Here is a 16,625-nt window from a genome sequence, read left to right as displayed (position 1 = left end):
TGTCCAATATCGCCAAGCGGCCTCGCACCCGCCTTAGTGTTGAAGCATGCCAACCGAGTCAGAGGCGACGAAGTACACCGACGCGACGCCTGCCGAGCTCGTGTACGAGATGGTCGCCCTGTACCTGTCGGGTGTGTCGGCCGAAGAGATCGCCGACATCTTGAACGATGGCGGGGCACCCCCGCCCGGCGGCACCTCGTGGACGCCGCGGGAGATCGTGCGCAAGCTGCGCGAGTTCCCGCCGCAGTCGGCCACTTAGCAGAACCTACTCGTGCGGGAGCGTCATCGCGAGCATGTCACCTTCCCTGCCCTCGACCACGGCCAGCGCGTAATCCTCGAGAGCCGCCCGCGGCAGCCATCGCAGTCCAGCGCCTGGGGGCAGCCCATCGCCGACGGTTCGGATGCGGTCAGGATCAGACCGGTGGCCTGAACTCGAGGCCGTAGCGGGATCCCGCGGCCACGAGTCTCTCCAGGTCCGGCGGCGCCTCGGACGGAGGTGGCAGCTCCCGCGCCGGTGCCCGCTCGCCCACCTCGGCGAAGAATTTGTCGATCCCGCCGGGACTGTAGAAGAAGAGCACGCGCACAGTGCTCGTGGGCTCGTAGGTCTCCCACGTGCCTTCGGGAATGTAGAAGAAGGAGCCAGGACCGCCGTCCACGGTGTCGTCACCGATGTGGAGGCGCATCGTTCCCTCCAGGACGTAGACGTATTCGCCCCCAGCGTGCGTGTGGAGTGGTGGGCCCATCCCCGCCGGGATGGTCATGTGCATGACCGTCAGCGCGCCGTTCGTCTCGTCGCTTGCCGCCTTGACCTCGTAGAGGCCACCGAGCATCCAGAACGCATCGCCCTCGCCCGGTTGGCGCACGACTACCTTGTCCGCCATCTCGGCCCCCTTCTCGATGGACCGTGGAGGAAATACCCCCAACTCAACTTGACCAGCCGCATTGCGATCAATTCAAGGCACTTGGTCGAGCACAGGATGCGCTCGGGCAGAATGATTGCCGTAGGCGATCGCGATCACCGAGAGGCCGCGCGAACACAAGCTTGACCGGCTGTGGCCGGTCTGAGCATCACGTAGCCAGGATCGTGCATCGCCTCTGCTAACGGCCGTGTCCGAAGCTGCGCATGTAGGTGCTGGCCGGACCCGGCTGGGCCGGATTCGGGCTCGGTCGCTGCGGGAGCGGCGCGTGCACGACCGCGCCCGCGCCCGCCTCGGGGATCAGCCCGTACACCAGGTACACCGACGCGTCGATACGGCCGGGCGACAGCGGGTCGTCGGCATCCACGTCGCCCACTCCCGTTCCAGGTCGGTGAACATTCCGCGCAACCTGACCCGGTCCTGGATCATCAGCTGCGCGACCGGCTCGGCGCGCAGGAGTTTGCCCTGCTTGGCGCGCAGCGCCTTCACCAGAGGCGGCAGCTGGCGCTTCGGGATCTCCCCCGACGTTTGCAGCGCCTCCCACGAGGTGCGGATCGCCAGCTCGCACATGTCGCCGCCGTAGTTCGTCTCGACGAACACTCATCGCGATGAACGCGAGGTTGGGCATCAGCGTGTCTTTCTCGTCAGGGTCGTCGAAGTCGATCAGCCGTGTGACGTCGAGCTGGCGGCCGAGCGGGTGCACGACCCGGACCGGCACGCGTGAGGGGGTGACGCCGTGCAGCTGCAGGCCTCGCCAGCCGATGACGCGCATCGGTGCGAGGGTGTCGTGGATGACGTCGCCCTGCCGGACCGTCCAGGCGGGACGGCGGCAGCGAACAGCGCGGGTGTTCACCGAGTCTGGCGCGGGTCGGCGACGGGCGGGCGGTGCGTGCGGCGGTCCAGCACGTCGGCCTCCTGTTCGGGCGGGCGGGGGGAAGCGCGCCAGCGGCTGGGCAGGCTGAAGCCCGCCACAGGGCGGGGTTGCCGACGGCGCGGCCGGCCCTGGCGTCGGGCCATTCTCAGCCCGTCACGCTCCGTGATGCCTGGCGTTCGCAGAGAGTCTCTGCAATTTTTACCCTACGCATCGATGTCTAACGATGATAAGAGTTCCCTTACTGGCCGGTGTGTTCCGAGGCGTTCTCGGTGCGGGCATGCGAAAGGCCGCGGAATCCGATGCTGATTCCGCGGCCTTCGGCGTGTCGCGCCCGGCCCCTCAGGAGGGAACCGAGCTGTGGCGTCCCCTTGTCGGCTCACGCCACGGCGGGGTGGGCCAGCTCCGGTGTGTCGTCTGCTCCGAACACGCGGGCAGCTGCCTCCACCAGGTCGTCGCTCATCTCCTTGACCGGATCGCTCTCCGCGAGCTCAGCGATCCGGGCGGCGAGGCGCTCGACGTCTTCCACAGGAACCCTCCGTGTTGCATGGTGCGGTGAGGGCAACCCAACGGGCGATCTCCCAGGGATCGACATCGCCCAGCGTAGGCGTCCGATCACGCGCCGCGCAGCGGAAATGGAGGATTCGCCACAACCACGCGGGTTCGGGCGGTCACACCTTCCACACCCAGTTGAGCCGCTCCTCATCTAGGCCGGTGAAGCCCACCCGCGTCACCGGGCCGACCGCGACGTGGTCGAGCACCGTACCGATCAAGTCGCGGCGCTGATCCAGCGATGCGTTCACCCACCACTCGGCCAGTTCCTTCGGGCCGAGCCCTTCAGGCAGGTTGGCCAACCGGTTGGCGGTCGAGATCTGCCCGCGCAACTTCTTAATCTCCTCCTCGGCGGTCCGCTCGGCCGACTTGAACGCCATCTTGGACAGCTCGCCCCTGGCGTAGTCGCCGGCGACCGACTCGATGCGCTCCTCGTACTCGCGGATCTGGTCGAGGATCGCCGACTCCGACTGCGCGCCCATCGCCTCGCGCAACCGCCGGGCGATCGCCGGGGACGCGAACCGCGACAGCGCCCGGGCGGCGACCTCCTGCTCCAGCGCCTCGGCGGCGACGCGGATACGGCCGCACCCGCCCACCGGCGGCGCCTTACGGCAGACGTAGCCGCGGGCGCCGCTGTTGCTCGGCTGGGACTGCAGCGCCTTGCCGCAGCCAGGGATGCCGCACACGACGAACCCGCCCGACAGCAGGTACTTGCGGGCCGCGGTCCCGCCGCCGCCGCCCTTCTTCCGCTCCGGGTCGCTCAGGATCGCCACCAGCTTGGCCTGTGTCTCATCACTGATGATCGGATCCCACTGGCCCTTGGCGACCTTCTCGCCGTCCGCGGTGCGCCAGCCGGCGATCCGCGGGTTCTGCAGCGCCCGGCGCAGCGTCACCGCCTGCCACGGCTTGCCCGTCGTCGTGCGGATTTCCCGCCTGTCGAGGTCGACCACGATGGAGCGGAGGCTGTCACCGGCGATGACCCGCTCGGCGACGTCCCGCAAGACCTGTGCCTCTACCTCGATGATGGTCTTGCCGTCTTTGTCGTAGCCGTAGGGACGCATCCCGCCGTACCAACTCTCGCCTCGTAGTGCTCTTTGCTTATTGGCCGCGCGTTGCCTTTCGGCTTTCGCTTCGACCTCCCGCCGGGCGGCCGCCGCGTGCATGCGCGCCGACATTCGCCCGGTCGAAGTCCGCAGGTCGAAGTCCCCGTGAACAGCGGCGAAGAGAGTGCCCCTCAGCTCCGCGTATTCGCAGAGATATTCGAGTTCCATGTTGCGGCGCGTCACGCGGTCCAAATGCCAGCAGCCGACCGCGTCGATCACGCCTAATTCGATGTCCGAGGTCATCCGTTCGTAGCCCTTGCGCTTCTTGCGCCGGTTACTCGCGGACATGTCGTTGTCGTCGTAGATGAAGTGGATCACGGCGAGCGGATCAAGCCGCGCGATCATCTCGCGGACCTCGCTCTCCTGCCGCTGCACGCCCAGGCCAGCACCGAAGCGGTCCAGGGAGATCCGCACATAGATCCCCCACACACGCCCGGTGTAGCCCAGCTCCAGCGACGCATACGGCAGCAGGCTCATCGAGCCTCGCCGCGGCGACGGCGAGCTGCCCGCACGCGGCGGGCCACATCGGAGTCGGCGGCCGCGAGGCTGATCGAATAGGCGACGTAGGCGCCGTCGACGTCCTCGTCGGTGCCGGCCATGGTGACGCGCGCACCGGTGTCGCGCAGGGTTGTCAGCGTCGCGACGAGGTCGACGTGCGCCCACCCGAACCGGTCCAGGCTCCACGCCATGACCCGGTCGAACCGGCCGAGGTAGGCGGCCCGCATCAACGCGCGCAGGCCCTCGCCGGGCCGACCCAGGTCGGAGAAGTGCTCGGCGACGTCTCCGCCCAGGCGGTCGACGGTCGCCTCCATGAACGCGAACTGGTCACCGACCGCCTCCATGCTGCCTCCCCCAGAACGCGCGTACAGCGCCCAGCGGACGCCGTCATGAAGCCTGAGACCCGGAGGCCGGGCTTCGGCGCTCTCAGGGGCGCTCAGAGCTGTCTGGAGGCCATCAAGATTCCCGGTCATCTGTCCCCCTGACGGCAGGAGGCGGCCAATCGGCCACACGACGGCAGAGGACCCACGTCAGCTGCTGCACACCACATCTGCGACGCCCCTTCCTGACCTGCGGCCCCGCCCGGGCCACGCGCCCGGGCACCCAGGCACCCCCCACTTATACGACGGCGAGATATTCCGCGACTCGATTATCAGCACGACATATAGGGGAGACATTCCCGCTGACCTGGCGCCGAGAATACGACCACACCCCACCGGAAGCCAGTCCGTCATTGTCCCCGGACCGGATGTCAGACCCCACCCCCAGCACCAGGCGTGGCCTTACCGCACGTCGAAGCTATATGTTAGTCAGATGATCGAGCCGCCGACGGATCACTGCTACCCCCACATGGGTTGATATTTCGCGTATTTCCAGACACGCGGTCGGGCTCGAGGATCCTGCTCCCCGAGCCCGCCGCGCCGCTCTGTCGTCCAGGTCTGGCCCGTTGCACGGACAGCTCGTGATCGCCCGCCGATCGCCGCCCGTCCCCCATAGGTCTCGATGATGCTGCCGCGTCGCTCCGGGCAGGTGTCCGGCGGGTGCGCCCGGCCGCCGTCGAGCGTGCCCACGCCGAGATGGTGCAGGAGTGGATCGACCCGTTCACCTGTCCGACGAACACGGTGCTCACCGGCCGCTCGCACTACGGCGGCGAGGACGCCCCCGTCTGAGCGGGCCCGCCGCCGGGGCCAGGCGCGGGGGCGGGTTCAGGCGTCGTGGGGAAGCGCGCGCCGTACGCCCGCCGCGAGCCAGATCGTGGCCAGCGCCGCGTACACGGCCAGCAGCGCCGTCGTCGCCGAGGCGAACACCACGGCCGCGACGACGGTCAGGACGAGCAGCGCCGTCCAGCCGTACAGCAGCCCCCTGCCGGCGGCGGAGCCGGTGTGCACGGCCTCCTGCACGGGAGTGGCCAGGGCCATGACCGCCGCCCCCGCTGTGCCCACCGCGCCGAGGCCGGCCGCCACACCCAGCGTGAGCAGCGCCGCACCAGCCGCGACCAGCCCGCAGCAGGCCACGGCCACCCGTGCTTCGACCCCCTCGAACAGCAGGCTGGTGGCCTTGGCGCGGGCCAGGCGCAGCGTCGTCCACGCCTCGGCCACCCACGCCGCCCAGTGCAGCACCGCGATGAGGATGAACACCACGATCAGCGGCGGCACGGCGGGCAGCAGGAACACCAGCCGCCCGCCCCTGAAGGTGCCACGCAGCCTGGCGAGCAGCCGGTAGAGCGGATTGCGCTCCTTCAACGCCTGCACCAGCAACTCTCGTGCCTGGCCGAAGCCCGGGTCGAGCCGCAGCACCTCGCGGAAGGCGGCGGCGGCCGTCCCCGGATCCTTGAAAGCCAGCGCCATCCTGCCGTAGGCGAGGTGCGCGGTGGCGCTCTCCGGATCCAGCTGTACGGCACGCGCCGCCGCCGCCCTGGCCGGCTCTGCCTGCCCGAGCATGGTGAGCGCGACGGCCAGCAGGCTGGCCAGGTCGGCGTCGTCGGGGTCGATCGCCATCCCCCGGCTCGCCGCCTCCGCCATCCCCTGCCACTCGCCCCGCAGCAGATGCGTCCTGGCCAGGAGCTCCCAGGTCGGCGCGTGCTGCGGCTCCAGCGCCAGCGACGCGCTGACCGCGGCGAACGCCTCGTCGGGACGGCCGGCGCGCTGGTGCACCTGGCCGGCCACGTAATGGGGGAACCAGTGGTCAGGCGCCAGCCGTACCGCCTCGTGCGCCTCCGCCACCGCCTCGGCCACGCCGCCCTGCTGGATGAGCGCGAGCGCCAGGAAGGCGTGCGCGGTCGTGTCGTGCGGCTCCTGCGCGAGAACGCCGCGCACCTCCCGCTCGGCGTCGGCGGGCCGGCGCAGCTCCAGCAGGGTCCGCGCCCGGTCGAGCGAACCGGTGACCGTCACCACTTCCCCTTGACCCACGGCATCAGCTCGTCCCACGCGCCCGAGTCGTTGGCGTGCATCACGTAATTGCGCGCGGTCGCCATCCACTCGCGGACCGCCGTCGGCCGCACACTCCCCGCGGCGGCCAGCAGGTCGGGCGTCGACAGCGGCAGCGGCCTGCCCGCGCTGATCGACTGCTGGAGCTTGGCCTCGACCGCCCGGTCGACCACGCCCTTCAGGTCCGCGCCAACGCAATGCTCGGTCGCCCGCGCCACCGCGTCGAAGTCCATCTCGGCCAGCGGCTTGTCGCGACACAGGATGCGCAGGATGGCCGCCCGTGCCGCCGCGTCAGGCGGCGGCACGAACACCGGCTGGTCGAGCCGGCCTGGACGGCGGAAGGCCACGTCCACGTACCAGGGGGCGTTCGTCGCCGCCAGCACCAGGACACCCTCGTTGGCGCTCTGGTCCACGCCGTCCAGCTCCGCCAGGAACTGGTTGACCAGCTGCCGCGCGTGCGCCTGCCGCATGTCGGAGCGGCGGGCCGCCAGCGCGTCGACCTCGTCGAAGAACAGCACGCACGGCCGGTTACGGCGGGCCAGGTCGAACGTGGCGCGCAGGTTGCGCTCGCTCGACCCCACGTACATGTCGAGGATGTCGGCCAGGCCCACGTTGACGAACGAGGCGCCGAGCTCTCCGGCGGCAGCCCTGGCCAGGTGGGTCTTACCGGCTCCCGGCGGGCCGTACAGCAGGACACCGCCGCCGGCGCGCTTGCCGTACGCGGCGAACAGCTCGGGCTGCTGGAGCGGCAGCAGCAGCTTGATCCGCAGCGCCTCCTTGACCGACTCCATGCCGGCCACGTCCGCGAAGGACGTGCCGGAGCGCTCCACCTCGGCGCTGCTCTCCGGCGCCTGCTGGTAGGCCTGGCCCTGCTGGTAGGCCTGGCCCTGGGGGTAGGCCGGGGGCTGTTCCTGGTAGGGCGGGCTCTGCTGGTTGGTGGGGGCCTGCTGGTAGGCCGGCTGCTGGTACTGGTAGCCCTGGCCGGGCGTCGGCGCCGGGTAGGCCTGGTACGGCTGCCGCGGCGCCGGGTACGTCGCGGCCGGCGGGGCGGGGATCGCGAGCTTGGCGGCGAGGTCGGGGTCGCCGGCGGACGGGTCGCGGGAGACCGCCTCGTGGTAGCGCCTGGCCGCCGCGGGCACATCGCCCTCGCCGAGCAGCGCCCGCGCCGCCAGCACCCCCAGCCTGGGCGGGTAGCCGGGTACGGCGAGCAGCTGGTCGAGCGCCGCCAGCGCGGGACCGTAATTGCTCTGCCTGACGAACGCCTCCGCCAGTCCGGCGATGATGTCCGGGTTTCCGGGCGCGAGCACGAGCGCGGCACGGAACTCGGCTTCGGCCTCGGCGAGGTACCCCCTTTCCAGCAGCTGGGCGGCCAGGTGCTGGCGGAGGGGGAGGTTGTCGGGTGACAGACGCGCCGCCTCGCGGAGCGCCTGGAGGCCGGCGTCGTCGCGCACGAGCCATTCCCTTCTGTCGCAGGAGTATCAATCCACCACAAATACGCAAGATACCGAAATAGAGCGACATGGCGGCCCGCGGTGAGGTGATGGCGAGGATGGCGTGGAGCGCGGCGGCGACGTCGGCGACCTTGCGGGCGGCGTGGCTGGAGGCGAGCGCGTCGACGGTGGGTTCGTGGTCGGCGCGGGCGGCGAGCCAGGTTCCGACCCCGCGATTCACAGGTCGCGGGATGAGAGATGATCAGCTGAGCCTTCCGGGGAGGACCTTGATGAATGTCACCTTGCGGGTGGAGGCGACGCCGTCCGCCTCTGCGCTCTTCCTGCGCCCGTGGAACGACGGCGACGTCGAACCGCTGATCAAGGCCTATCGCGATCCCACGTTGCGCCGTTGGACGAGGCTCCCTGTCGAGAGCGTCGAGGACGCGGTGGAGTGGCTGGAGCTTCAGAGGCGCGGCTGGGAGACCGGAGAACGGCTGAGTTTCGCCGTTCATGAAGATCATCCCGAGCCCGACGAACGCCGGCTGGCCGGCAACGTGGTCATGAAGCGGACCGGTCCTGGCCGGGAGTCCGCAGAGGTCGGCTACTGGACGGCGGCGCACGCCCGTGGCCGGGGCGTGGCCCCCCGTGCCCTCGAAGCGATCACCACGTGGGCCTTCGACGTCTTCGCGGTCGAAGGCCTGGAACGTCTCGACCTGCTTCACCAGGTGGACAATCTCGCCTCGTGCCGGGTCGCGGAGAAGGCGAGATACCGGTTTCACCAGGTCCTTCCGGCTCGGCCGCCGTTCCCGAGGGACGGCCACCTGCACAGACGACGGGCCGATACTCCGGTCTGACCGCCGTAGATCGCTGTCGCCGCGGTCCATGGTAGGTACTCCCGGTATGGAGTTCTTCTGTTATCACCGCGATCGGCCTGACTCGGCGGCGCTGCGCGACGAGCTGCTGGAAGAGCACTGGTCCTACATGGACCGGTACGCGGCGGAGATGATCGCCCGTGGCCCGACCTTCGGCCGCGGCGGCGACACGGCCACCGGCAGCGTGCACATCGTGGACCTGCCGGATCTCGCCACTGCGCGTGCGTTCGTCTTCGACGAGCCCAACTACCAGGCCGGCGTGTACCGGGACGTGGTGTTGCGCCGATGGCGCAACGTGCTGGGGCGCACCATGTGGGATTTCCCCGGCGGCCGGGACGGCGGCGACCGGTATCTGGTGCTGGGCCTCGGCTCCGGGCAGGCTGCCGACCTCGTCCCGCCGGCCGACCGGGACGAGCTGATCGCGTACGGGCCGCTGCTGTCCGACGACGGCAACGCCTGGCTGGGTACGGCGCTGCTGGTCCGTGCGCCCGACCCGGATGCGGCACGCGATGTCCTGACCGTGGACCGGTACGCCGACATCGAGGTCCACGACTGGACGTTCGGCGGGCGGCGGTAATGAGCACGTGACCGTCGCCGAGGTCGGGGCCGGAACTCGCGCGGACGGCACGCGGGCGGCTGGTCACCACCCATCGGCGAGGTCCTCCAGGACCGCGCGGCCTCGTGGCGAACCGGCCGAGCAGCGCCCAGGACCGGTTGGCGATCCTGTCGCTCGCCTTCGCGTGACCCGGTCCCGGCGGCGTCGCTCACTGAGAGGTGTCGAGCGGGCCCTTCTCCGTGAGGGTGTAGCCCCCCTTCGTCACGGGCGCGTCGGGCGCCGGGGCCATGCATCTGGTCAGGAGCGGCTCTCCCTTGGCCGTCGCTCCCGCCAGCCCGATCCTGCTGGGGCCCGCACCCTTGCGGGCGACGTAGAAGCTCACTCCCATGCGGATGCGCCGCTTCACCAGGTCCTCCCACGGCCCGCCGGGGGTGGCGCGGACGAGCGTACCCGTCACGGTCGCGATGGGCCCGCCGGTGGTCAGGCAGTCGACCTTGACCTCGCCCCAGTTGACCAGGCGCGGCTTCCCCGGCTCCTGGACCGCGTGGTAGATGCGGAACGTGCCCCACGCCCGGGTCGGGAAGGCGGGACTGGCGGAGGTGTACTCGCCGTGCGCGTCGACCGTGACCTGGACGTCGTTGCCGGGGGCGGGGAAGTACATCCGCGCCCATCCCTTGATGGCGGCGGTGGTCGTGGGCGCCGAAGCGCTCCTGGTGGGTGCCGCCGCCGCGCCTGCCGCGCCTGTGGTGGTCGTGGCGGCCAGCGCGAGGACCGCGACGACTCGAGCGGTGGTCCTGATCATGACGGGTGCTCCGATCCGGTGGATGGCGTGGACTGACGCCACGACTGTTCCGGACGGCACGGCCTGGCACCTCCCTCCACCGAGGGAGTCGCGCACGGGGACCTTCCGCGAAGATGTGGACCGCCGGGGATCCCTCGCGGCCACGGCCGCCCCGGTCCGTCCCCCAGGTATGGGAAGGGAAGCAGCGAGCACCCGCGTCGCTCCACGGCAGCACCTCCCGCAGGCGTCCTCCTGCCGCGGTCAACCGTCGAGAAGCCGATCCGGCGGCTCGGCTTCGACCGGGAGACCCTCGAGACGGACCGGTCGCCCCTGACCGGACTGCCGCTGTGTGGCGGCGGCGCCTCCCCGTTGCCGCGCCTCGGCCTCGACTCAGAGGATCCCAGGTGCGCGGGAGCCCTCGGTCCAGGCCTGGTGACCGTCCTCGGCGGATCTGGCGAGCCGCTCAGAGTTTGAGGACGAACTCGCGCAGCGCGATACCGATCTCCTCCGGTGAGTCCTCCTGGATGTAGTGGCTGCCGGACACGGTGACCTCCTGCTGGTTCGGCCAGGTGCGGGCGAACTCCAGCGCGCGGCCGACCAGCAGGGCGCCGGGTTCGGCGCTGATGAGGAGCTTGGGCAGCGGGCTTTCCGCCAGCCACCGGCCGTAGGCTTCGACGATCGCGGCGACGTCCTCGGGCGTGCCGTCGATGGGCAGCTCGCGGGGGAAGACCAGTGTCGGGATCCGGGACTCCGGCGTGGGGAAGGGCGCGCGGTAGGCATCCATCTCGGCGTCGCTCAGCGTGCGCAGGATGCTCTTCGGCAGCACGGTCTCGACGAAGAAGTTCTCCTGCAGGATGAGCCGCTCCCCTTCGGGCGAGCGCATCGTCCGGAAGAGCGCGTCACGTCCGGGCGGGAAGTCGGTCCAGAGGCGGGGCTGGACGATGGCCTCCATGTACGCGATCGCCTTGACCCGCTCACGGTGGCGCTCGGCCCAGTGGAATCCGAGGGCCGAGCCCCAGTCGTGCAGCACCAGGGTCACGTCGCGGTCGAGGTCCAGCGCGTCGAACCAGGCGTCGAGGCGGCGGGCGTGGTCGGCGAAGCGGTAGGCACCGTCGGGCGAGGGATCCGAGGCGCCCATCCCCGCCAGGTCGGGGGCCAGGCATCGGCCGAGGTCGGCGACGTGGGGGATGACGTTGCGCCACAGGTAGGAGGAGGTGGGGTTGCCGTGCAGGAAGACGATCGGGTCGCCGGAGCCGGTGTCGACGTAGCTGAGCTCCGTGCCGGCGACGGCGACGCGCTTGCGGGGGTGGGGGTCGTGGGCGTTCATCAGGCTCTCCGCAGGATGGTGGAAAAGACGATCTCTTTGAACCGCTGGAGCGGCTGGGGGCTGTGGTCGACCTTCATGCGCAGGATCGCGCCCTGCCAGGAGGCGAGCAGGAAGTCGGCCAGGTCGAGAGCCGGCATGTCAAGCCGGATCGCCCCGGCCGCCGCGGCCTCCTCCAGGCTGTCGGCGAACGGTTCGCGCCACTGCGCGAAGATCTCCGACAGCCGCGTGCGCAGGGCCTCACTGGTCTCGGCCGACTCCAGGCTCAGGTTCCCGATCAGGCATCCGTCGCGCCACTCGCGCGATTCGAAACGGGCGGTGATGAGGTCGAAGTAGGCCCGCAGCCGCTCGACCGGCGGCAGGTCGGTGTCGCGCAGCGTCGCCTCGATCGCCGATCCGACGTCGTCGGTGAAGTACCGCTCGAGGATCTCCAGCCCGAACGCCTCCTTGGAGGCGAAATGGTTGGTGAACGACCCCTGCGGGACACCTGCGGCGGCGGTGATGTCCCGCACCCCTGCCGCGTTGAACCCGCGTCTGCGCACGACGTGAAGTCCTTCACGGAGGATCTGCTCTTTGTTGGAAGCTCGCGCCATGACGTTCAATATGTACGACCGTATTGATTTTGTCAATCGCGCTCCGTCCCCGACTTGACGTTGATTTTCATCGCGCTGGCGATTCGCGGGCTGCGATCTGACGGTAGAACCCCGAAGCGGCCCACGGCCGTTCTCCCCCCGGCTCGACCGCCTGTTATCGAGGGAGATCACCCATGCGTCGCATTTCCGACGTCCGGCACGCCGCCGCCATCGCGGCCGCCGCAGCCCTGGTCGGCCTGGCCGCCGCCCCGCTCATCACCACCAGCGCCTCCGCCGCGACGACCACCGCGCGCTGCTCACAACATGACTGGTCCGACTGCGACGAGAAGCGGGGTAAGGAGAAGGAGCTCAAGGAGCTCAACTGGCAGATCCTCGACATGACCCGCTACCTGATCCTTCACACGTTCAAGTGACAGGCCGCGTGTCGTCCTGACCCAACGGTCAGGACGACACGCTACGGCGGCGGGCTCCCCCTAGTTGTACTTGTAGAGCCTGGTCGCCACGAGATGGGTGTCGTCGAACACCGAGGCGCGGTACATGCTCACGGCGAGGTCACCGTGTACGGCCTTGCCGCACGTGTTCAGCCCCCCGAGCTGATGGATCTCGAAGCGCGCCGTGGGATCGCCGTTCAGGAAGTACTCCGCCCGTGCCTGATGGCGGTCGGCGCCCGTGTCGCACGCGAAGACGAATGTCTTCTTCTCGCCGAAGCACATGTCGGCCGCGCCCTTCGTCGAGGTGCAGACCTCGGATCGGGCCCGCGCGCCGGCAGGGGTCACCCGGGTCTCCCGCTTGACGGGGTGCTTGGTGACGTCGCTGACCGTCTTCCACCCACTGACCTTGATCCGGCGATCCCCCTTGTACACGGCCGCCCTGAAGGTGACGGTCTTGCCGATCTGACGGTTCCCCCTGATCTCGCCCTCGCGCGCGAGGTTGTGGATGACGTACTTCGTCCCCAGGTAGCCGTTCTGGTAGTACTCCACCGCGGCGTGGAGCCTGTCCTTCTTGGTGTCCTGGACGGTGATTCCCGGCAGGGCGCTCTGGTCCAGCCCCACGCAGGCTCTCGCGCCTTTGACGCGGACGCATTCCGCCTTCCCCGCCCCGCCGGCCGCGGCGGGCACCGCGGCCGGTGGGGCGGTGAGCGTCACGGCGGGCGTGACCACGCGCGCGGTGGCCCCGGCCGCGGCGACCGGAGGCGCCTTCACGGCCGAGGGGGCCGCGGCGTCCGCGGCGGCGCCCTCCACGCTGAACGCCGCGGTCATGGTCATGACCATGGCTATGACTCTGCGATCTAACACCACTCGTCTCTCCAAGCTCAGCGGTCACAGATGTGCAGGGTGTGACGCACTTAATGCCGCAAAGGTTCGCATTCGAGAGATCTTGGTGGCGCGCTCGTCAGCGCGAGGGCCGCGGCCAGCGCAGTACCACACGACACCGGACCAGGTCAGGGCGGCGGCGAGCCACCGGACGGGCCTCGATCGCCACGATCAAGGCGTGGTCGGCGCGCGCCCTCCGTTGATCGTCCTGTCGGCGCCGAATGAGCCGGTCACCTGCCGCGTCAAGCCGGGGCGGCGCCGGCCGCCAAATTGGCTATAGTGCCACTACAGAAACATTGTTGTAGTCATACTACAGAAATTGGGAAGGCCCATGAACAAGGTCCTCATCCTCGGCGGATACGGCGCCGTCGGCCGCGAGGCCGCCACCGCGCTCGTCGGCCACCTGCCAGGCACGCGGGTGGTGCTGGCCGGGCGCGATCCCGGCAGAGCCAGGCCCGTCCGGGGAACCACCGTCATGCGGGTGGACGCCGCCGACCCCGCCGATCTCGCCCGCGCGCTGGACGGCGTCGACGCCGTGCTCATGTGCGCCGAGCTCGACAACCCGCGCGTGGCCCGCGCCTGCCTGGAGCGGGGCGTCCACTACCTGGACGTGTCGGCCACCCACCACGTGCTCGCCGGGATCGAGGACCTCGACGACGTGGCCAGGAAGCGCGATGCGAAGGCCGTCCTCAGCGTCGGGCTGGTGCCGGGCGTCACCAACCTGCTCGCGCGGTACTGCGTCGAGCGCTCGGGAGCGCGGAAGGTACGCATCGGGGCGCTGCTCGGGGCGGGAGAGCGGCACGGCCCCGCGGCCGTCGCATGGACGCTGGACGGCCTGGGCAGGCTCGAAGGATCGTGGCCGATGCGGTTCCCCGCGCCGTACGGCAGGCGCACCGTCCACCGGTTCCCCTTCTCCGACCAGTACACGCTGCCCCAGACCCTGGGCCTGGCCTCCGCGGAGACCGGGCTGTGCCTGGACTCCCGCCTCAGCACGGCGTTGCTGGCCGCCGCGAGAAGGCCCGCCGTCGCCCGCCTGCTGGGCCGCCCGAAGGTGCGCGACCTGCTGCTGACCGCGATGAGCAGGGTGCACCTCGGGAGCGACGGGTTCGCGGTGACCGTCCGCTCGGGCTCGGTCCAGGCTTCCCTCGGCGGGCGCGGGCAGAGCCGCGCCACAGGCCTCGTCGCCGCCATGCTCGTGGCCCGCCTGCCCGCCATGGCGCCGGGAGTCGGGCACGTCGACCAGCTGGTGGACCCCGTCCCGTTCCTGACCGAGCTGGCGGCCGGCCGCTTCACCCTCGACCTCGGCGCATGAGAACCTCGCGGCGACCGTGAACCAGGAGGCCCGGTTCTCCGACTGCTCTGGGTGACGGGTGACGGGAGAACGAGATGACCGACGAGCTGCTGGTGCTGCGCTGCCTGCTCGGTGAGCGGGACGCCTTCGCCGAACTGGTGCGGGCTTGGCATGTACCGGTGTGGACGTACGTCCGGCGCATGCTCGACGCCGAGAGAGCCGACGACGTGTCCCAGGAGGTGTGGCTGGCCGTCTTCAGAGGGCTGCCGCGGCTGAAGGATCCGGCGAGGTTCACTCCCTGGCTGTTCACGATCGCCAGGCGGGCCGTGACCGACCGGCTGAGGGAGGAGTACGGCAGGGCCGAGACGCCTTCGGGCGAGGAGCCGCCCGCCGAGGACTCCATGACCGCCGTCGTGGACCGCGCCGAGCTGGTCGCGGGGCTGTCGGCGCTGCCGGTGCGGGAGCGGGAGATTCTCGTCCTGTTCTACCTGGAGGACCTTTCGCTGCGCGAGTGCGCGGAGATCTGCGCGATCCCCGAGGGCACCGCGAAGTCCAGGCTCAGCAGGGCCCGTCGGCTGTTGCGCGACCACCTCACGGAGAAGGGATTCCAGCCATGAACGAGGAGCCTCGGATGTCGGCGGACGAACTGGTCGGGCGGCTGTCGCCGGCACTGTCGCCGTGGCGGCGCGTGCTGGGCGCGGTGCCTCTGGTGACGGGACTGGCGGGAGCGGCCTTCGTGGGGCTGCTCTGGGCGACGGAGCCGGAGCCGCTGCCGGGCCGTACGCAGGTGGCCTTCGCCGGCTTCCTGGTGTTCTGCCTGGCCTGGGCGTGCTACGGCGGGTGGATGGTCACGCGGCGGGCGCCGCTGTTCGCGCTCGACAGGGTGATCGCCGGCTGGCTCGCGCTGGCCGCCTCCGCGATGATGACCGCCGTCACGGTGACGGCGGCCGTCCAGCGGGGCACGGGCCTGCTCCTGGCCGTGGGGATCGGGGCCGCCTTCGTCGCGGTGTCGGTGGTGGCGACCGTACGCGCCCACGTCAGGCGGGCGGCGCTGCTGCGCCGCAGGCGCGAGCTGACGCGGGAGAAGGAGTGAGGCCGCGTCCCTGACGGCGCCCGGCTACGGCAGGTACAGGGCAGCCAGGGCGCGCGCGGTCGCGATCAGCCTGTCCCTGAGGGCGGCCGGCTCCAGCACCTCCGCCTCCGCGCCCAGCTTCATGAACTCCGAGTGCGCGTGGGTCAGCGACTCGATCGGGACGGTGGCGGTGACCCAGCCGTCCTCGCCCTCCACGCCCTGGGCGACCGCCTCGACGACCGCCGAGCTCATCAGCTCGCCGGCCCGCTCGACGCCTGCGGGCGACAGCCGTACGACGGCGTGGCCCTGGATGAGCCGGGCGCGGAAGTCCTTCAGGTGCTCGCGCCAGTGGGCGGCCAGGTCGAACCCCTCGGGCCGGTCGAAGGTCCGCTCGGTCACCTCCATGGCGAGGATCTGGTTGACGCGGTAGGTGCGCAGGTCCGCGCCGGCGCGCGCGACGAGGTACCACCTGCCCGCCTTCAGCACCAGCCCGTACGGCTCCAGCGTGCGCTCCACCTCGTACGGCTCCCGCCAGCGCCGGTAGCGGACGGCGACGACGAGCTTGTTCCACACGGCGTCGGCCAGGGCCGGCAGGTGCGGCACCTGGTCGCCGTCGTGGTACCAGCCTGGCGAGTCGAGGTGGAAGTGCTCGCGCACGCACCGCGACCCCTCGCGCAGATCGGGTGGGAGCGCCGCCTCGATCTTGAGCTCGGCCGCCGCCGCCAGAGCGCCGAGGCCGAGCTCGGCCGCCGGGCCCGGCAGGCCCGCCAGGAACAGCGCCTGGGCCTCCTTCTCCGTCAGCCCGGTCAGCCGGGTGCGGTAGCCGTCGACGAGCCGGTAGCCGCCCTCGTGGCCCGCCTCGCCGTACAGGGGGACGCCTGAGGCGTGCAGCGCCTCGACGTCGCGGTAGACGGTGCGGACGCTGACGCCGAGCTCGTCGGCGAGCTGCTGGGCGGTCATCCTGCCGCGCGTCTGGAGCAGGAGGAGGACCGAGAGGAGGCGGGAGGCGCGCATTCACTGACAATA

The 16,625-nt window shown here is 70.6% G+C and carries 20 protein-coding genes; 8 read left to right on the top strand and 12 right to left on the bottom strand.

The features are described from left to right. The first annotated feature begins 46 nt into the window (after nucleotides 1-46). Entirely contained in the window at nucleotides 47-259 is a 213-nt protein-coding gene (locus tag AC3EO4_RS03105; protein ID WP_379578910.1) for a recombinase family protein, read from the top strand. Between the two features lie 154 nt (nucleotides 260-413). On the opposite strand, the gene AC3EO4_RS03100 is transcribed toward AC3EO4_RS03105, so the two are convergent. From AC3EO4_RS03100 to AC3EO4_RS03080, 5 genes are all read right to left on the bottom strand, one after another. Continuing rightward, nucleotides 414-881 carry a cupin domain-containing protein gene (locus tag AC3EO4_RS03100; protein WP_379578912.1) on the bottom strand — a complete coding sequence of 156 codons (468 nt, stop codon included), beginning with the start codon at nucleotides 879-881 and terminating at the stop codon, nucleotides 414-416. Between the two features lie 336 nt (nucleotides 882-1,217). Continuing rightward, on the bottom strand, nucleotides 1,218-1,517 hold the full coding sequence (locus AC3EO4_RS03095; protein ID WP_379578914.1) for a hypothetical protein: 300 nt from the start codon (nucleotides 1,515-1,517) through the stop codon (nucleotides 1,218-1,220). A gap of 650 nt (nucleotides 1,518-2,167) precedes the next feature. Then, nucleotides 2,168-2,317 (bottom strand): hypothetical protein, encoded by a 150-nt coding sequence (locus tag AC3EO4_RS03090; protein WP_379578916.1) that lies wholly within the window; start codon nucleotides 2,315-2,317, stop codon nucleotides 2,168-2,170. Nucleotides 2,318-2,459: 142 nt separating this feature from the next. Continuing rightward, entirely contained in the window at nucleotides 2,460-3,920 is a 1,461-nt protein-coding gene (locus AC3EO4_RS03085) for a recombinase family protein (protein WP_379578918.1), read from the bottom strand. After that, nucleotides 3,917-4,285 carry a recombinase family protein gene (locus AC3EO4_RS03080; RefSeq protein WP_379578920.1) on the bottom strand — a complete coding sequence of 123 codons (369 nt, stop codon included), beginning with the start codon at nucleotides 4,283-4,285 and terminating at the stop codon, nucleotides 3,917-3,919. The genes AC3EO4_RS03085 and AC3EO4_RS03080 overlap by 4 nt, the downstream gene beginning before the upstream one ends. 696 nt (nucleotides 4,286-4,981) lie before the next feature. Between AC3EO4_RS03080 and AC3EO4_RS03075 the strand changes: the two genes are divergently transcribed. Then, nucleotides 4,982-5,110: a hypothetical protein gene (locus AC3EO4_RS03075; protein ID WP_431893532.1), complete on the top strand. Its 129-nt coding sequence runs from the start codon at nucleotides 4,982-4,984 to the stop codon at nucleotides 5,108-5,110. 36 nt (nucleotides 5,111-5,146) lie between these two features. Here the strand turns inward: AC3EO4_RS03075 and AC3EO4_RS03070 are convergent, their stop codons facing one another. Beyond that, nucleotides 5,147-6,331 (bottom strand): tetratricopeptide repeat protein, encoded by a 1,185-nt coding sequence (locus AC3EO4_RS03070; protein ID WP_431893530.1) that lies wholly within the window; start codon nucleotides 6,329-6,331, stop codon nucleotides 5,147-5,149. Then, the gene (locus AC3EO4_RS03065) at nucleotides 6,328-7,818 is read right to left on the bottom strand and encodes an AAA family ATPase (RefSeq protein WP_431893528.1); all 1,491 of its coding nucleotides are present in this window, start codon (nucleotides 7,816-7,818) and stop codon (nucleotides 6,328-6,330) included. The genes AC3EO4_RS03070 and AC3EO4_RS03065 overlap by 4 nt, the downstream gene beginning before the upstream one ends. Before the next feature lie 269 nt (nucleotides 7,819-8,087). Between AC3EO4_RS03065 and AC3EO4_RS03060 the strand changes: the two genes are divergently transcribed. Both AC3EO4_RS03060 and AC3EO4_RS03055 read left to right on the top strand, forming a co-directional pair. Next, nucleotides 8,088-8,651 (top strand): GNAT family N-acetyltransferase, encoded by a 564-nt coding sequence (locus AC3EO4_RS03060; RefSeq protein WP_379578928.1) that lies wholly within the window; start codon nucleotides 8,088-8,090, stop codon nucleotides 8,649-8,651. A 46-nt stretch (nucleotides 8,652-8,697) separates the two neighbouring features. Continuing rightward, nucleotides 8,698-9,246, top strand: a complete 549-nt coding sequence (locus tag AC3EO4_RS03055; protein WP_379578930.1) for a YciI family protein — start codon at nucleotides 8,698-8,700, stop codon at nucleotides 9,244-9,246. 187 nt (nucleotides 9,247-9,433) lie between these two features. Here the strand turns inward: AC3EO4_RS03055 and AC3EO4_RS03050 are convergent, their stop codons facing one another. From AC3EO4_RS03050 to AC3EO4_RS03040, 3 genes are all read right to left on the bottom strand, one after another. Then, nucleotides 9,434-10,027: a hypothetical protein gene (locus tag AC3EO4_RS03050; RefSeq protein WP_379578932.1), complete on the bottom strand. Its 594-nt coding sequence runs from the start codon at nucleotides 10,025-10,027 to the stop codon at nucleotides 9,434-9,436. A gap of 442 nt (nucleotides 10,028-10,469) precedes the next feature. After that, a complete protein-coding gene (locus tag AC3EO4_RS03045) occupies nucleotides 10,470-11,333 on the bottom strand; it encodes a haloalkane dehalogenase (protein WP_379578934.1) in 864 nt (287 codons plus the stop codon). Next, entirely contained in the window at nucleotides 11,333-11,923 is a 591-nt protein-coding gene (locus AC3EO4_RS03040) for a TetR/AcrR family transcriptional regulator (protein ID WP_431893523.1), read from the bottom strand. Before AC3EO4_RS03040 ends, AC3EO4_RS03045 begins: the two co-directional genes overlap by 1 nt. A 173-nt stretch (nucleotides 11,924-12,096) precedes the next feature. Here AC3EO4_RS03040 and AC3EO4_RS03035 point away from each other — a divergent pair, with 173 nt between their 5' ends. Further along, on the top strand, nucleotides 12,097-12,336 hold the full coding sequence (locus tag AC3EO4_RS03035; RefSeq protein ID WP_431893520.1) for a hypothetical protein: 240 nt from the start codon (nucleotides 12,097-12,099) through the stop codon (nucleotides 12,334-12,336). 60 nt (nucleotides 12,337-12,396) lie between these two features. Here AC3EO4_RS03035 and AC3EO4_RS03030 read toward each other — a convergent pair whose 3' ends face one another. Then, nucleotides 12,397-13,194: a hypothetical protein gene (locus tag AC3EO4_RS03030; protein WP_431893518.1), complete on the bottom strand. Its 798-nt coding sequence runs from the start codon at nucleotides 13,192-13,194 to the stop codon at nucleotides 12,397-12,399. 373 nt (nucleotides 13,195-13,567) lie between these two features. Here AC3EO4_RS03030 and AC3EO4_RS03025 point away from each other — a divergent pair, with 373 nt between their 5' ends. The 3 genes from AC3EO4_RS03025 (at nucleotide 13,568) to AC3EO4_RS03015 (ending at nucleotide 15,620) form a co-directional block, all read left to right on the top strand. Next, nucleotides 13,568-14,548, top strand: coding sequence for a saccharopine dehydrogenase family protein (locus AC3EO4_RS03025; protein WP_379578942.1), 981 nt, complete (start codon nucleotides 13,568-13,570; stop codon nucleotides 14,546-14,548). 74 nt (nucleotides 14,549-14,622) lie between these two features. Further along, the gene (locus AC3EO4_RS03020) at nucleotides 14,623-15,144 is read left to right on the top strand and encodes an RNA polymerase sigma factor (RefSeq protein WP_379578944.1); all 522 of its coding nucleotides are present in this window, start codon (nucleotides 14,623-14,625) and stop codon (nucleotides 15,142-15,144) included. Beyond that, nucleotides 15,141-15,620: a hypothetical protein gene (locus tag AC3EO4_RS03015; protein ID WP_379578946.1), complete on the top strand. Its 480-nt coding sequence runs from the start codon at nucleotides 15,141-15,143 to the stop codon at nucleotides 15,618-15,620. Before AC3EO4_RS03020 ends, AC3EO4_RS03015 begins: the two co-directional genes overlap by 4 nt. A gap of 24 nt (nucleotides 15,621-15,644) precedes the next feature. On the opposite strand, the gene AC3EO4_RS03010 is transcribed toward AC3EO4_RS03015, so the two are convergent. Further along, the gene (locus AC3EO4_RS03010; protein WP_431893516.1) at nucleotides 15,645-16,613 is read right to left on the bottom strand and encodes a helix-turn-helix transcriptional regulator; all 969 of its coding nucleotides are present in this window, start codon (nucleotides 16,611-16,613) and stop codon (nucleotides 15,645-15,647) included. Nucleotides 16,614-16,625: the final 12 nt, after the last annotated feature.

It is taken from the genome of Nonomuraea sp. bgisy101, assembly GCF_057708945.1.
This window is presented reverse-complemented; position numbering and strand designations above follow the sequence as displayed.

Bases quoted from the DNA above. Each gene is read 5' to 3' on its own strand.
- AC3EO4_RS03105 (WP_379578910.1), top strand. From the start codon at position 47: ATGCCAACCGAGTCAGAGGCGACGAAGTACACCGACGCGACGCCTGCC.
- AC3EO4_RS03100 (WP_379578912.1), bottom strand. From the start codon at position 881: ATGGCGGACAAGGTAGTCGTGCGCCAACCGGGCGAGGGCGATGCGTTC.
- AC3EO4_RS03085 (WP_379578918.1), bottom strand. From the start codon at position 3,920: ATGAGCCTGCTGCCGTATGCGTCGCTGGAGCTGGGCTACACCGGGCGT.
- AC3EO4_RS03080 (WP_379578920.1), bottom strand. From the start codon at position 4,285: ATGGAGGCGGTCGGTGACCAGTTCGCGTTCATGGAGGCGACCGTCGAC.
- AC3EO4_RS03060 (WP_379578928.1), top strand. From the start codon at position 8,088: ATGAATGTCACCTTGCGGGTGGAGGCGACGCCGTCCGCCTCTGCGCTC.
- AC3EO4_RS03055 (WP_379578930.1), top strand. From the start codon at position 8,698: ATGGAGTTCTTCTGTTATCACCGCGATCGGCCTGACTCGGCGGCGCTG.
- AC3EO4_RS03050 (WP_379578932.1), bottom strand. From the start codon at position 10,027: ATGATCAGGACCACCGCTCGAGTCGTCGCGGTCCTCGCGCTGGCCGCC.
- AC3EO4_RS03045 (WP_379578934.1), bottom strand. From the start codon at position 11,333: ATGAACGCCCACGACCCCCACCCCCGCAAGCGCGTCGCCGTCGCCGGC.
- AC3EO4_RS03040 (WP_431893523.1), bottom strand. From the start codon at position 11,923: ATGGCGCGAGCTTCCAACAAAGAGCAGATCCTCCGTGAAGGACTTCAC.
- AC3EO4_RS03035 (WP_431893520.1), top strand. From the start codon at position 12,097: ATGCGTCGCATTTCCGACGTCCGGCACGCCGCCGCCATCGCGGCCGCC.
- AC3EO4_RS03030 (WP_431893518.1), bottom strand. From the start codon at position 13,194: ATGGTCATGACCATGACCGCGGCGTTCAGCGTGGAGGGCGCCGCCGCG.
- AC3EO4_RS03025 (WP_379578942.1), top strand. From the start codon at position 13,568: ATGAACAAGGTCCTCATCCTCGGCGGATACGGCGCCGTCGGCCGCGAG.
- AC3EO4_RS03020 (WP_379578944.1), top strand. From the start codon at position 14,623: ATGACCGACGAGCTGCTGGTGCTGCGCTGCCTGCTCGGTGAGCGGGAC.
- AC3EO4_RS03015 (WP_379578946.1), top strand. From the start codon at position 15,141: ATGAACGAGGAGCCTCGGATGTCGGCGGACGAACTGGTCGGGCGGCTG.
- AC3EO4_RS03010 (WP_431893516.1), bottom strand. From the start codon at position 16,613: ATGCGCGCCTCCCGCCTCCTCTCGGTCCTCCTCCTGCTCCAGACGCGC.